The organism is Micromonospora parastrephiae (assembly GCF_016802865.1).
Lineage (GTDB): Bacteria > Actinomycetota > Actinomycetes > Mycobacteriales > Micromonosporaceae > Micromonospora > Micromonospora parastrephiae.
This window is the reverse complement of sequence record NZ_JAEVHM010000160.1, coordinates 1-13,042: the sequence shown is the minus strand read 5'-3', so window position 1 is coordinate 13,042 and position 13,042 is coordinate 1. Positions and strand designations below refer to the sequence as shown.

The following is a 13,042-nucleotide window of genomic DNA, read 5'->3' as shown; positions in this document are numbered from 1 at the left end:
GCCCCGGCGGCAAGGCCGGGCTGCTCGGCGCGCTGGCCGCGCAGCGTGGCGCCCGGGTGACCGCGGTCGAGGTGGCCGAGCACCGGGCCCGGCTGGTGTCCCAGGCGACCCATGGGCTGCCGGTGGCCGTGCTGGCCATCGACGGCCGTGAGGTCGGCGCGGACCCGAAGCTGCCCGAGGGGCACTTCGACCGGGTCCTGGTGGACGCTCCCTGCACCGGGTTGGGGTCGCTGCGCCGTCGGCCGGAGTCACGCTGGCGTCGCCAGCCCTCCGACCTTCCGCCGCTGACCCGGCTGCAACGCGAGCTGCTCGGCGCGGCGCTGCGGGCGGTCCGCCCGGGTGGTCTGGTCGCCTACGTCACCTGCTCGCCGCACACCGTCGAGACGCACGTGACGGTCACCGAGGCGGCCCGCCGCAGCGGGGTGTCGGTGGACTTCGTCGACGCCCGACCGCTGCTGCCGGCCGGAATGCCCGGCCTGGGCGACGGACCGACCGTGCAGCTCTGGCCGCACCGGCACGGCACCGACGCGATGTTCCTCGCCGTCCTGCGCAAGGGCTGACGCGACACCGCACCCGGCCGAGCCCGGCCGGGTGCGGTCGTGTCGGCCGGTCAGGTGACCGGGAGGCCCCTCGTGCCCGCGTTCCTCAGCGAACGGGTCAGGTCCCGGTCGCTGATCCACAGGAAGCACTGCACGCCACGGTTGCCGTTCTTCCACTCCTGCTCGTACGGCTGGTAGTAGATCGTTCCGGCGCGGAAGTCGAGCTGCGAGTTGTCCGGCACCTTGGCGAACTTCGCGGTCATCGTCTGGCAGGCCCGGTGCGTCCGTTTGGTGGTGCGGGTGAACTCGGCGTAGCTGATGTCCGGGGCCTGCCAGATCCCGACGAACTCGGCGTGGTGCTTGGCGGTGCAGGGCACCGCGACCATCTCGTCGATGTCGTCCTTGACGAGTTTCGGGTCGAAGCAGCGGTACGCCAACGGCGCCGCCCCGGTCAACGCCCCCCGCAGGCTGCCGGTGCGCAGGTCGACGGCGGTGTCGTCGATGCTGGCGATCTCGGTGACGTCACAGCGGTACCAGCGTGCCCCGCCGGCCCAGGCGGCGCCGACGGCAGCACGACGGTCAGGCCGAGCCTGCCGGAGCGCCAGTCGGCGCCGACGGCCTTGCTGACCTCCTTGTCGCAGCCGGCCTGCGCGGCCCGCATGCCCTCCGACCCGGGCGGCGGGGGCGTGCCCCGCTCCGCGCCCGGACCGGTGAGGGTGCCGACGTACATGGTCTCCACCCGGTGCGACTCGGCGCACGTCATCGGGTTGTAGCCGGTCAGGAAACCGACCTGCTGGGAGGAGTGGTGGCAGACGTCGGCGGCGGGAACGAACTGCTGCGCCGCGACGGGCGCCGGCCAGTCGTCGGTGAGGTTGCGGTCGACCCCGGCCGGCGCGCCGCACCCGGCGAGCGCCAGGGTCACCGCCGCGCCCCCGGCAACCGCCGTCAACCACCGTCGCATCTCCGACCTCCCGCTGCTGGTGGCCTCCGGTCGGCCCCTCGGCCGGTCGGTAGCGCCACGGCGCAGCAGCATACGGCACCGATGCTCAGATCGCGGGTAGTCCTTCGGGGCCGGCGCCGCGCATCGAGCGGGTGAGTTTGCGGTCGTCACTCCACAGGAAACACCGCACGCCCCGGTCGCCCTCCTCCCACTCCCGCCGCGACGGTGGGTAGTAGATGGACCCGGCCCGGTACGGCAGGTCGGCGTTGTTGGGCACGGCGGCGTACGCGGCGATCAACGCCATGCAGCGTCTGTGCACCCGATCGGCGTTCTTGGTGAAGTCCGCCCAGCTCATGTCCTGTTCCGCGTAGACACCGACGAACTCGGCGCGGTGCGGTTCGGTGCACAGCACCGGCGCCATGTAGTTGAGGTTGTCGCCGATCAGCTTGGGGTCGAAGCAGCGGTGCGTCAGCGGACTGTCGCCGATCAACGCGCCGCGCAGGCTGCCGCTGCGGTTCACCGGCCGGGTGTTGTCGATGCTGTCGGTCTCGCTGAGGTCGCAGCGGAACCAGCGTGCGCCGCCGGCCCAGGCGGGCGCCGAGGGCAGCGCGAGCGACAGGGTGAGCCGCGCCGTGTGCCAGTCGCCGCCGAGCACCTCCCGTGCCCGCTGGTCGCACTCGGCACGGGCGGCGTGCAGCGCCGTGGAGCCGGGTGCGGGCCGGGCCTTGGCCAGCGCCGCGGGGCCGGTGAAGGCCCCGACGTGGATCGACTCCGCCAGGTGACTGCGCGCGCAGCTCACCGTCTCGTAGGTGCTGGCCTGCACGATCGAGGTGATGCGGGGCAGGCACGTGTCGGTGGCCGGGGTGAACGGCTTCGGGGCCTCCAGTCCTGGCCAGTCGTCGGTCAGGTCACCGTCCGCGCCTCGCGCCCGCCCGCAGCCGGCCAGCAGCATCGTCGTGACGCAGGCCAGTGCCAGCACTCCGAGCCACCGTCGCATCGTCCGCCCTCCCGGGAGCTGGCGGCCGGTCACCGCGCCCCGCGGCGAGACCCCGGCGGGCGTGCAGCCTACGGCACCGTCCCCGTTGGAGTGTCGTCGCGTTTCCGTCGATCGGCCAGCCGCTCATGTCTCTTCGTTCGAATTCGCCGGTCCGGATCGACCTATTCTGCACCAGCGGTCACTGCCGCATCACGGCGCGTCTCGGATGGTGCCGCGATGCGGGCGGCGGACCGCCGCGTTCGTACACTGGCCCGGTGACCGTACCGCCGCCGATCGTCGCGCCGAGCATTCTGGCCGCCGATTTCGCCCGCCTCGCCGAAGAGGTCCGTGCCGTCGAGGACGCCGCGGACTGGTTGCACGTGGATGTGATGGACAACCACTTCGTGCCGAACCTGACCATCGGTCTGCCCGTGGTGCAGAGCCTGCGGGCGGTCACCGAGATGCCGTTCGACGTGCACCTGATGATCGAGGATCCGCGTCGGTGGGCCCCCGGTTACGCCGACGCGGGCGCGTACAACGTGACGTTCCACGCCGAGGCGTGCGACGACCCGGTGGCCCTGGCGAAGGACCTGCGCTCGGCCGGCGCGAAGGCCGGGCTGGCCATCGACCGGGACACCCCGATCGAGCCGTACCTGGACCTGCTGCCCAGCTTCGACACCCTGCTGATCATGACGATCAAGGCGGGCTTCGGCGGCCAGCGGTTCATCCCCCAGTTGCTGGACAAGGTCCGCGCCGCCCGCCGGCACGTCGACACCGGGCACCTGGAGCTGCGTATCGAGGTGGACGGCGGGATCGCCGCCGACACCATCGAGCAGGCGGCGTCCGCCGGCGCCGACGCGTTCGTGGCCGGCACCGCCGTGTACGGCGCCGCCGACCCGGCCCAGGCCGTACGGCACCTGCGGGCACTCGCGGAACGCGCGACCCCCGGGGCCTGAGGTGGACCCCGAAGTCGACCGTAAGGACATCATCCTCGTCGTCGACGACGACGAGGACATCGCCCGTTTCGTCGAGTTCAACCTGCGGTTGCACGGCTTCGACGTGATCCACGCCAGCGACGGCCAGGAGGCCCTCGAGGTCATCGAACGGCAGCGGCCCGACCTGGCCGTGGTCGACCTCATGATGCCCCGGATCGACGGGTTGGAGCTGACCCGGCGGCTGCGCGCCGACCCGATGACCTCCGCCCTGCCGGTGATCATGTTGACCGCGAAGGGCATGACCGTGGACAAGGTGCACGGGCTCAGCGCCGGCGCCGACGACTATCTGGTCAAGCCGTTCGACACCGCGGAGCTGGTGGCCCGGGTGTCGTCGACGCTGCGGCGCAACAAGGAGTTCCGGGAGGTCTCCCCGCTGACCGGGCTGCCCGGCAACAGCCGGATCCGCCGGGAGATCAGCGACCGGGTCCGACACGGCGTGGACTACGCGGTCGGCTACATCGACATCGACCGGTTCAAGAGCGTCAACGACCGGTACGGCTTCGTCCGCGGCGACGACTTCATCTCCGCGCTGGCCCGCAGCCTGCACCGGGCCGTGGTGGCGGTGGGTCTGCCGCCGGCCTTCCTCGGCCACGTCGGCGGCGACGACTTCGTCATCGTCTGCGCCCCGGACCAGGTCCGCCCGTTGACCTCCCGGGCGTCGTCGACTTCGAGAAGTCGGCCGACACGCTCTACGACCCGACCGACCGGGAGCGGGGCTTCGTCGAGCTGAAGGACCGGCGCGGCACCATCCGCCGGGCCGCTCTGGTCACCCTCTCCATCGGGGTCTCCCTCTCCGACGCCGGCAAGCGGTTCACCGACCCCCTGGAGGCGATCGCGGTGGCCTCGGAGATGAAGACGGTGGCCAAGAGTCAGCCGGGTTCGTACGTGGCGGTGGACCGGCGGCGCGGCGTCACCTGACGCGTGATCCCGCTGTGAAGTAGCTCGCCTAGGTGGCGGCGTACCCGCATCGGCGTGTAAGACTGCCGTTGTACCCACCACGCGCTGGCGGGACTCGGTGAAATTCCGAACCGGCGGTGATCCACGGTCCGACCGTGGTCAGCCCGCGACCCGGACGGCTCTGCCGTCCGGTGGACCTGGTGAAAATCCGGGGCCGACGGTTGGGGGCGGTTCGTCCGCGCCCAGACAGTCCGGATGGGAGACAGCGCGCGGGACGGACGGGTCCGAGCCGGCCGCTGGCTTCAGCGTGCCGTGCCGACCCCCCGGGGCGGCCCTGCCGTACCCGGAATCCGCCACCGCCTGCCCGCGGCCCATGCCGCCTCCCTGACCGCCCGCGCGCGGACCGGCGAGTGAGAGGGCAGGGAAGCGCGATGGCCAGCGTCTCCGTCGATGAGGCGATGCGGCGTGCGATCGAGCTGGCCGCACGTGGGCTGGGCACGACCAGCCCCAACCCGGTGGTCGGCTGTGTGCTGCTCGACGAGGACGGCCAGGTCGTCGGGGAGGGTTTCCACGCCTACGCCGGCGGGCCGCACGCCGAGATCGTCGCGTTGGCCCAGGCCGGGCAGCGCGCCAAGGGCGGCACCGCCGTCGTCACACTGGAACCCTGCAACCACACGGGTCGCACCGGCCCCTGCAGCACCGCGCTCGTCCAGGCCGGGGTTGCCCGGGTGGTCATCGCCGTGCCCGACCCCAACCCGGTCGCGTCCGGCGGCGCCGCCACGTTGCGCTCCGCCGGGGTCCGGGTCGATCTCGGGGTACGCGGCGACGAGGCGGAGGCCGGGAACGTCGCCTGGTTGACCTCGATGCGCCGGGGCTGGCCGTACGTCATCTGGAAGTACGCCGCCACGCTGGACGGCCGGTCCGCCGCGGCGGACGGCACCAGCATGTGGATCACCTCGGAGGCGGCCCGGATCGACGTGCACGCGCTGCGCGGCACCGTCGACGCGGTCCTCGCCGGGGTGGGCACCGTGCTCGCCGACGATCCCCGGCTGACCGCCCGCAACCTGCGCGACGCAGCCTCGCCATCCGGCAGCCGCTGCGGGTGGTGGTGGACAGCTCGGGGCGTACCCCGGCCGACGCCCTGGTCCGCGACGGCGCCGCCCGGACGTGGATCGCGACCGCCGCCGAGGTCGGCGCGACCGGACGGCCGGGTCGACCTGCCGGCGCGTGCTCGCGGCGCTGCACCAGCGCGGCGTAGCGTGGTGCTGTTGGAGGGCGGCCCCCGGCTGGCCGGCGCGTTCCTCGCCGCCGGCCTCGTCGACAAGATCGTCGGGTACGTCGCGCCCCGGCTGCTCGGCGCCGGACCCACCGCCCTGGTCGACGCGAAAGTGACGACCATCGCTGAGGCCATCGATCTGGAGTTCGTCGACGTTACTCAGGTCGTCCGGACCTCCGGATCACCGCGTTGCCCCGCAAGAGGGAGGGCTGACATGTTCACCGGCATTGTCGAGGAGATGGGCGAGGTCGTCGGGGTGACCCCGACGGCGGGCGATTCGGCGCTGGTCGCCGTGCGCGGCCCACTGGTCACCTCCGACGCCCGACACGGCGACTCCATCGCCGTCAACGGCGTCTGCCTGACCGTGGTGGAGGTCACCGACGGTGTCTTCACCGCCGACGTGATGGGCGAGACGCTGCGCCGCTCCGCGCTGGGCGCTTTGCGCGCCGGCGACCCGGTCAACCTGGAGCGGGCCGCCGCCCTGGGCAGCCGACTCGGCGGGCACCTCGTGCAGGGCCACGTGGACGGCGTCGGTGAGGTGATCTCCCGCGAGCCGGCCGAACAGTGGGAGACGGTCCGGTTCCGGCTGCCCGCGGCCCTGGCCCGGTACGTGGTGGAGAAGGGCTCGATCACCATCGACGGCGTCTCGTTGACCGTGGCCGAGGTGGGCGCGGACGAGTTCGCCGTCGGGCTGATCCCCACCACGCTCAAGCTGACCACGCTCGGCGCCAAGGACGTCGGCGACCCGGTCAACCTGGAGGTCGACGTGCTGGCGAAGTACGTGGAGCGGCTGCTCGGCACCCGGGTCGCAGACGCCGGCGGGGTGGCCTGATGGGCGCCCTCGGTTGGTTGCTGGACGCCCAGGTGCAGGTGGCCGGCTCGCCGGTGCTGGTCCGGGAGATCGTCGGCAACGTGTTCGGGCTGGTCTCCGCGCTGCTCGGGCTGCGCCGACTCCTCTGGGCCTGGCCCGTCGGCATGATCGGCAACGCGCTGCTGCTCACCGTCTTCCTGGGCGGGGTTTTCGCCACCCCGCAGGCGCACGACCTGTACGGGCAGGCCGGCCGGCAGGTGTTCTTCTTCGCGGTCAGCGTCTACGGCTGGTGGCGCTGGCAGCGCAACCGTCGCGCCGACGCCGGGCACGCCGCGGTGCTGCCACGGTGGGCCACCGGACGGGAGCGGCTGGCGCTGCTGCTGGCCGCCGCCGTCGGCACCGCCGCGGCGTACCCGGTGCTCGCCGCCCTGGGCTCCTGGGGTCCGCTGCCGGACGCCTGGATCCTCACCGGCAGCCTGCTGGCCACCTACGGCATGGCCCGTGGCTGGGTGGAGTTCTGGCTGGTCTGGATCGCGGTGGACGCGGTCGGAGTGCCACTGCTGCTGCGCGGCGGGTTCTACCCGTCGGCCGTCATGTACCTCGTCTACGGCGCCCTCTGCGCCTGGGGCTTCGCCGCCTGGTGGCGCACCTCGCGCGTCACCCGGCCGACCGTCGCCCGTACCCCCACCTACACGGAGGCCGTGGCGTGACCAGCTTCGGGAGTATCGAGCAGGCGATCACCGAGATCGCGGCCGGTCGGCCGGTCGTCGTGGTCGACGACGCCGACCGCGAGAACGAGGGCGACCTGATCTTCGCGGCCGAGCTGGCCACGCCGGAGCTGCTGGCGTTCATGGTGCGCTACACCTCCGGGTACGTCTGCGTGCCGTTGACCGAGGGCGAGGCCGACCGGCTGGACCTGCCGCCGATGCACCACACCAACCAGGACCGGCGGGGCACCGCGTACACGGTGACCGTGGACGCCCGGGAGGGGATCAGCACCGGCATCTCGGCGGCCGACCGCGCGCACACCATCCGGCTGCTCGCCGACGCGGCGACCGACCCGACCGACCTGGCCCGCCCCGGGCACGTGGTGCCGCTGCGCGCCCGCGAGGGCGGGGTGCTGCGCCGCCCGGGGCACACCGAGGCGGCGGTCGACCTGACCCGGCTGGCCGGTCTGCGCCCGGCGGGCGTGCTCTGCGAGCTGATCAACGACGACGGCACCATGATGCGGCTGCCGGACCTGGAGAAGTTCTCCGCCGAGCACGGCCTCACGCTGATCACCATCGCCGACCTGATCGCCTACCGGCGGCGCACCGAGAAGCAGGTCGAGCTGGTCGCCGACGCCCGGATGCCCACCCGGCACGGGGTGTTCCGGGCGCTCGGCTACCGCGCCGAACACGACCCCGCCGAACACATCGCGATGGTCCTGGGCGACCTCGGCGACGGCCAGGACGTGCTGGTCCGGGTGCACTCCGAGTGCCTGACCGGGGACGTGTTCGGCTCACTGCGTTGCGACTGCGGGCCGCAGTTGGACGCCGCGCTGGCCCGGGTCGCCCGCGAGGGTCGGGGCGTGGTGCTCTACGTACGCGGACACGAGGGGCGCGGCATCGGGCTGCTGCACAAGCTGCAGGCGTACCAGTTGCAGGACCTCGGCCGCGACACCGTGGACGCCAACCTCGACCTGGGCCTGCCGGCCGACGCCCGCGACTACGGCACCGGCGCGCAGATCCTCTACGACCTGGGCGTGCGCTCGATGCGCCTGCTGACCAACAACCCGGCCAAGCGGGCCGGGCTGGAGGGCTACGGGCTGACCATCACCGGCCGGGAAGGGCTGCCGGCCGGGGCGCACCCGGAGAACCTGCGCTACCTACGCACCAAACGGGACCGGATGGGTCACCTGCTGGACGAGTTGGACGAGGTGACCGAGGCGCCCATGGGGCGTCCCGTCGCCAACGACGAGATCGGAGCATGACGATGGCGGGATTCGGTGAGCCGGGGGTCGACGCGGTGGACGCCGCGGGGCTGACCGTCGGGGTGGTCGCCGCCCGGTGGCACGGTGAGCTGACCGACCACATGCTGGAACGGGCCGTGGCCGCCGCCGAGGCGTGTGGCGCGCGTTCCGTCGTCGCCCGGGTCGCCGGTTCGGTCGAGCTGCCGGTGGTCGCCCAGGCCCTCGCGCGCCGCTGCGACGTCGTGGTCGCGCTCGGCGTGGTGGTCCGCGGCGCCACCGCCCACTTCGACTACGTCTGCCGTTCGGTCACCGACGGGTTGACCCGGGTGGCGTTGGACGAGGGCAAGCCGGTCGCCCACGGGGTACTCACCGTGGAGAACATCGAGCAGGCCCGGGACCGGGCCGGACTGCCCGGCTCGGCCGAGGACAAGGGCTGGTCGGCCACCGTCGCCGCACTCGACGCCGCGCTGGCCGTCCGGACCGTGGCCGCGGGCAACGCCCAGCGGGTCGGCTTCGGCCGCTGACCCCTCCTCGGCAGTGGCCCGGCCCTGCCTCGGGCGTGGCCGGCCCTGCCTCGGGCGTGGCCGGCCCTAAAGGCGGCCGGCCTCGATGATCCGGCGGAGGAACTGGCGGGTGCGGGCCTGCGTCGGCTCGCCGAGCACCTGCTCCGGAGGGCCGCTCTCGACGACCCGTCCCGCGTCGAGGAAGCACACCTCGTCGGCGACCTCCCGGGCGAAGCCCATCTCGTGGGTGGCCAGCACCATGGTCATGCCGTCGGCCTTCAGGTCCCGGATCATCGCCAGCACCTCACCGACGAGTTCCGGGTCCAGCGCCGAGGTGACCTCGTCGAGCAGCATCAGTCGGGGGGAGTTGGCCAGCGCCCGGACGATCGCCACCCGCTGCTGCTGCCCGCCGGAGAGCCGGTCCGGGTAGGCGTCCGCCCTGGCGCCCAACCCCACCCGGTCGAGCAACTCCCGGGCCTGCGCCTCGGCCTCGGCGCGGGCCCGTCGGTGCACCCGGCGTGGGGCCAGGGTGATGTTCTCCAGCACGCTCAGATGCGGGAACAGATTGTACGCCTGGAACACCATGCCGATCCGCCGGCGTACCCGGTCGGGGTCCACCCGGGGGTCGGAGATGTCCTCCCCGTCCAGCTCGATGGTGCCGTCGTCGAGCTCGTCCAGGAGGTTCACGCAGCGCAGCAGGGTCGACTTGCCCGACCCGGAGGCGCCGATCAGCGCGACCACCTGATGCTCGGCGACCGTCAGGTCGAGCTGGTCGAGCACGACGGTGCCGCCGAACTTCTTGCGCAGGCCCCGGCAGCGCAGCACAGCCATGGTCAGCCTCCCGACTGGCGGCGGGCCGAGCGCAGCGTCACCCAGTCGGTGACCGCGATCAGCGGGATCGCGAGCAGCACGAAGAGCACCCCCGCCACGACGTACGGCGTGTAGTTGAACGACTGGGCGGTGGCGATCTGGGCGGCGCGGACCGCGTCGATCGGACCGGCGAGCGAGACCAGGCCGACATCCTTCTGCAGGGCCACCACGTCGTTCAGCAGCGGCGGCGCGACCCGGCGGACGGCCTGCGGCAGGACCACGTGCCGCATCGTCTGCCGGTACGTGAGACCCAACGACCGGGCCGCGGCGAGCTGGCTGGGATGCACCGACTCGATGCCGGCCCGGAACACCTCCGCGAGGTAGCCGCCGTAGGTGAGTACCAGCGCGAACCCGCCCAGCACCAGCACCGGCGGCATGCCCTGCAGACGCAGCCCCGGCACACCGAGGGTGAGCAGGTAGAGCACGATGATCAGCGGCAGGCCACGGAAGGTGTACGTGTAGCCGGCGGCCAGCGCCCGCACCGGGAAGAAGATCGGGCCCCGCAACGTCCGCAGCACGGCGATCACCAGCCCGAGCAGCAGCGCGCCGGCCGCGCAACAGACCAGCAGCCGTACGTTGAGCCAGAGCCCGCTCAGCACCGCCGGCAGCGCGTCCCGGGCGATCTCCGGGTCCAGGAAGGACCGCCGGACCCGGTCCCAGCCCGGCGCCCCGGTCACCGCGACGACCAGCAGCGCGCCGAGCGCCGCCGTGGAGGACGCCGCCACCAGCACGCTGTACACGGTCTGCCGCCGCCGGTACGCCGCCCGCCGTAGCTGCGCCTCGGAGGGCATGTGATCCAGCAGTGTCACCGCAGCTCGGCCGCCCCCGCCACCTGCGCGAGCCACTTCTGCGCCAGCTGGGTCAGCGTGCCCGCCTCGTCGAGCTGACCGACCGCGGTGCTCACGCAGCGGGTCAGGGGAGAGTTCTTGTCCAGCAGCAGCCCGAACGCCTCGGGCACACCGACCTGCGGCACCTGCCCGACGATCGTCGCGTCGGTGATCTCCGCGCCGGTGATGTAGAACGCGGTCGGCAGGTCCACCACGAGACCGTCGAGCTGCCCGTTCTGCAGCGCCTTCTTGGCGTCGTCGTTGCTGTTGAAGACCTGCGGCTTCGCGGCCGGCTTGATCACGTCGGTGATCGCCTGGTAGCTGGTGGTGCCCACCTGGGCGCCGAGCCGGGCGTCGCGCAGGTCGGCCAGCGAGGTCTTGCCGGCGATCTTCGACGACGTCAACGCGATGACGGTCTGCCGCACCAGGTAGTACGGCGCGGAGAAGTCGACGGCCTGCTTGCGCTCCTCGGTGATAGAGAACTGGTTGATGTCGAAGTCGAAGGTCTTCGGCCCGGGTGCGATCGCGGAGTCGAACTTGACCCGGGTCCACGTCACGTCGGCGCGGGCGTAGCCGAGCTTCTCGGCCACCGCGTACGCGACGGCGGCCTCGAAACCCTCGCCCGTCTCCGGCTTGTCCTGCCGGAACCACGGCTCGTAGGCCGGCTGGTCGGTGGCGATGGTGAGCTTGCCCGGCGTACGGGTGGGCAGGCCGCCCTTGACGCAGGACGACGACGCGGTGACGGAGGGGGTCGGCTTCTCCTCCTGGGGGGCGCATCCGGCGGTGGCGGCGACGACGGCACCGGCGAGGGTGAGCGCGACAAGACGTGAGCTGCTGGCCATGGCGGACAGCGTAGAGCTCCATGGCCGTCGATCCGAGAGTCTCCCATCATCTTGATAGGGAATTGCGACCCCGGTGTCCGCTGGCTGGGTGCCGGCGGACCCGGGGGCGCGGCGCCGGTCGGGCGGCTGGAAGAATCGTTCCCCGTGAAGACGTTCGAGGAGTTGTTCGCCGAGCTGCAGGCCAAGGCCGCAGCCGGCACCCCGGGCTCGGGCACCGTCGCCGCCCTGGACAAGGGGGTGCACTTCATCGGCAAGAAGGTCGTCGAGGAGGCGGCCGAGTCGTGGATGGCCGCCGAGCACGAGGGGCCGCAGCGCACCGCCGAGGAGATCTCCCAGCTGCTCTACCAGGTCCAGGTGCTGATGCTTGCCAGCGGTCTGGAACTCAAGGACGTCTACCGACATCTGTGAGTGCCCCCACCCGTTGATCGCCATACCGGATCGAAGGAGCACTCCGTCATGCTGCGTGTCGCCATTCCGAACAAGGGCACCCTGGCCGAGCCGGCCGCCCAGATGCTGCGCGAGGCGGGCTACCGCCAGCGCACCGACCCCAAGGACCTCGTCTGCCGCGACGAGGGCAACGACGTCGAATTCTTCTACCTGCGCCCCAAGGACATCGCCACCTACGTCGGCTCCGGTGACCTCGACCTCGGCATCACCGGCCGGGACCTGCTGATCGACTCGGCCGCGCCCGCCGAGGAGGTCGTCGACCTCGCCTTCGGCCGGGCCACCTTCCGCTTCGCCGCCCGCCCCGACGACATCGCCTCCGTGCAGGACCTGGGCGGACACCGGATCGCCACCGCCTACCCGGGGCTGGTCGAGCGGCACCTCGGCGACCTGGGCGTCAAGGCCGAGGTGATCCGCCTCGACGGCGCGGTGGAGAACGCCGTCCGCCTCGGCGTCGCCGACGTGGTCGCCGACGTCGTGGAGACCGGCGCCACCCTGCGTCAGGCCGGACTGGCGGTCTTCGGGGAGCCGCTGCTGCGCTCCTCGGCGGTGCTGGTCCGCCGGGCCGGCGCGCCCCCGCAGCAGCAGGCCGAGCAGCTGCTGCGTCGCCTGCACGGCGTGCTGGTGGCCCGCCGCTACGTGATGCTCGCCTACGACGTCCCGGCGGGCCTCCTGGACCGGGCCAGCGGCCTCACCCCGGGCATCGAATCGCCCACCGTGTCGCCGCTGCACCGCGAGGGCTGGGTGGCGGTGCAGGCGATGGTGCTCCGCGACGACGTGCACCGGATCATGGACGAGCTGTACGAGCTGGGCGCCCGCGCCATCCTGGTTACCAATATCCACGCCTGCCGCCTCTGAACGGCGCCGCCTGCAACCGGAGCGGCCGTCCCGCTTGATCAACTCGGGATCGCTGAAACGGGGGTGTCCCCACGCCAGGGACACCCCCGTTTCGCTGATCCCGAGTGGATCTATCGCGCCGACGCGAGCATGACGCGCGTAACGCGGCCGACGACCGCGCCGCGCCGGACCCCGGAAGATCGCGCTCGATCGTTGAAGTAGTGGCCTCGCTCCCCTTGGGCTCAAGTGGTTGTTGCAACGGGGTGGATTCTCGTCAGGATGAGGAGTCATGCCGGGGCAGAGGTTGTCGTCCGCGGAGCGGGCGCAGATTGAG

At 72.4% G+C, this 13,042-nt stretch carries 11 protein-coding genes, 4 pseudogenes and 1 riboswitch; of the genes and pseudogenes, 10 read left to right on the top strand and 5 right to left on the bottom strand.

Annotated elements, in window-relative coordinates:
- Window positions 1-560 (top strand): annotated as a pseudogene (locus JNW91_RS24310) (rRNA small subunit methyltransferase B); the annotation flags it as partial.
- Between the two features lie 50 nt (window positions 561-610).
- On the opposite strand, the pseudogene JNW91_RS24305 reads toward JNW91_RS24310, so the two are convergent.
- Both JNW91_RS24305 and JNW91_RS24300 read right to left on the bottom strand, forming a co-directional pair.
- Window positions 611-1,500 (bottom strand): annotated as a pseudogene (locus JNW91_RS24305) (septum formation family protein).
- 85 nt (window positions 1,501-1,585) lie between these two features.
- On the bottom strand, window positions 1,586-2,476 hold the full coding sequence (locus tag JNW91_RS24300; RefSeq protein ID WP_203177732.1) for a septum formation family protein: 891 nt from the start codon (window positions 2,474-2,476) through the stop codon (window positions 1,586-1,588).
- 254 nt (window positions 2,477-2,730) lie between these two features.
- Between JNW91_RS24300 and rpe the strand changes: the two genes are divergently transcribed.
- The 7 genes and pseudogenes from rpe (at window position 2,731) to ribH (ending at window position 8,909) form a co-directional block, all read left to right on the top strand.
- Window positions 2,731-3,411, top strand: coding sequence for a ribulose-phosphate 3-epimerase (gene rpe / locus JNW91_RS24295; RefSeq protein ID WP_203177731.1), 681 nt, complete (start codon window positions 2,731-2,733; stop codon window positions 3,409-3,411).
- 1 nt (window position 3,412) lies between these two features.
- A pseudogene (locus tag JNW91_RS24290) lies at window positions 3,413-4,368 on the top strand (GGDEF domain-containing response regulator).
- A 79-nt stretch (window positions 4,369-4,447) separates the two neighbouring features.
- A riboswitch (FMN riboswitch) is annotated at window positions 4,448-4,618 on the top strand.
- Between the two features lie 160 nt (window positions 4,619-4,778).
- A pseudogene (gene ribD, locus JNW91_RS24285) lies at window positions 4,779-5,836 on the top strand (bifunctional diaminohydroxyphosphoribosylaminopyrimidine deaminase/5-amino-6-(5-phosphoribosylamino)uracil reductase RibD).
- A gap of 1 nt (window position 5,837) precedes the next feature.
- Entirely contained in the window at window positions 5,838-6,455 is a 618-nt protein-coding gene (locus JNW91_RS24280) for a riboflavin synthase (RefSeq protein WP_203177730.1), read from the top strand.
- On the top strand, window positions 6,455-7,144 hold the full coding sequence (gene pnuC, locus JNW91_RS24275) for a nicotinamide riboside transporter PnuC (RefSeq protein ID WP_203177729.1): 690 nt from the start codon (window positions 6,455-6,457) through the stop codon (window positions 7,142-7,144). The genes JNW91_RS24280 and pnuC overlap by 1 nt, the downstream gene beginning before the upstream one ends.
- Entirely contained in the window at window positions 7,141-8,406 is a 1,266-nt protein-coding gene (locus tag JNW91_RS24270) for a bifunctional 3,4-dihydroxy-2-butanone-4-phosphate synthase/GTP cyclohydrolase II (protein WP_203177728.1), read from the top strand. The genes pnuC and JNW91_RS24270 overlap by 4 nt, the downstream gene beginning before the upstream one ends.
- Window positions 8,407-8,408: 2 nt before the next feature.
- Entirely contained in the window at window positions 8,409-8,909 is a 501-nt protein-coding gene (gene ribH / locus JNW91_RS24265) for a 6,7-dimethyl-8-ribityllumazine synthase (protein ID WP_203177735.1), read from the top strand.
- A gap of 66 nt (window positions 8,910-8,975) precedes the next feature.
- Here the strand turns inward: ribH and JNW91_RS24260 are convergent, their stop codons facing one another.
- From JNW91_RS24260 to JNW91_RS24250, 3 genes are read right to left on the bottom strand one after another with little or no spacing between them, the layout of a single operon-like run.
- On the bottom strand, window positions 8,976-9,719 hold the full coding sequence (locus JNW91_RS24260) for an amino acid ABC transporter ATP-binding protein (RefSeq protein WP_238425610.1): 744 nt from the start codon (window positions 9,717-9,719) through the stop codon (window positions 8,976-8,978).
- A 2-nt stretch (window positions 9,720-9,721) separates the two neighbouring features.
- Window positions 9,722-10,549, bottom strand: a complete 828-nt coding sequence (locus JNW91_RS24255) for an amino acid ABC transporter permease (protein ID WP_203177733.1) — start codon at window positions 10,547-10,549, stop codon at window positions 9,722-9,724.
- Window positions 10,550-10,563: 14 nt separating this feature from the next.
- Window positions 10,564-11,427, bottom strand: coding sequence for an ABC transporter substrate-binding protein (locus JNW91_RS24250; RefSeq protein ID WP_203177727.1), 864 nt, complete (start codon window positions 11,425-11,427; stop codon window positions 10,564-10,566).
- A 144-nt stretch (window positions 11,428-11,571) separates the two neighbouring features.
- On the opposite strand from JNW91_RS24250, the gene JNW91_RS24245 reads away from it, so the two are divergent.
- Window positions 11,572-11,835 (top strand): phosphoribosyl-ATP diphosphatase, encoded by a 264-nt coding sequence (locus JNW91_RS24245; RefSeq protein WP_089016570.1) that lies wholly within the window; start codon window positions 11,572-11,574, stop codon window positions 11,833-11,835.
- A gap of 48 nt (window positions 11,836-11,883) precedes the next feature.
- Window positions 11,884-12,729: an ATP phosphoribosyltransferase gene (gene hisG, locus JNW91_RS24240; RefSeq protein WP_203177726.1), complete on the top strand. Its 846-nt coding sequence runs from the start codon at window positions 11,884-11,886 to the stop codon at window positions 12,727-12,729.
- Window positions 12,730-13,042 lie beyond the last annotated feature (313 nt).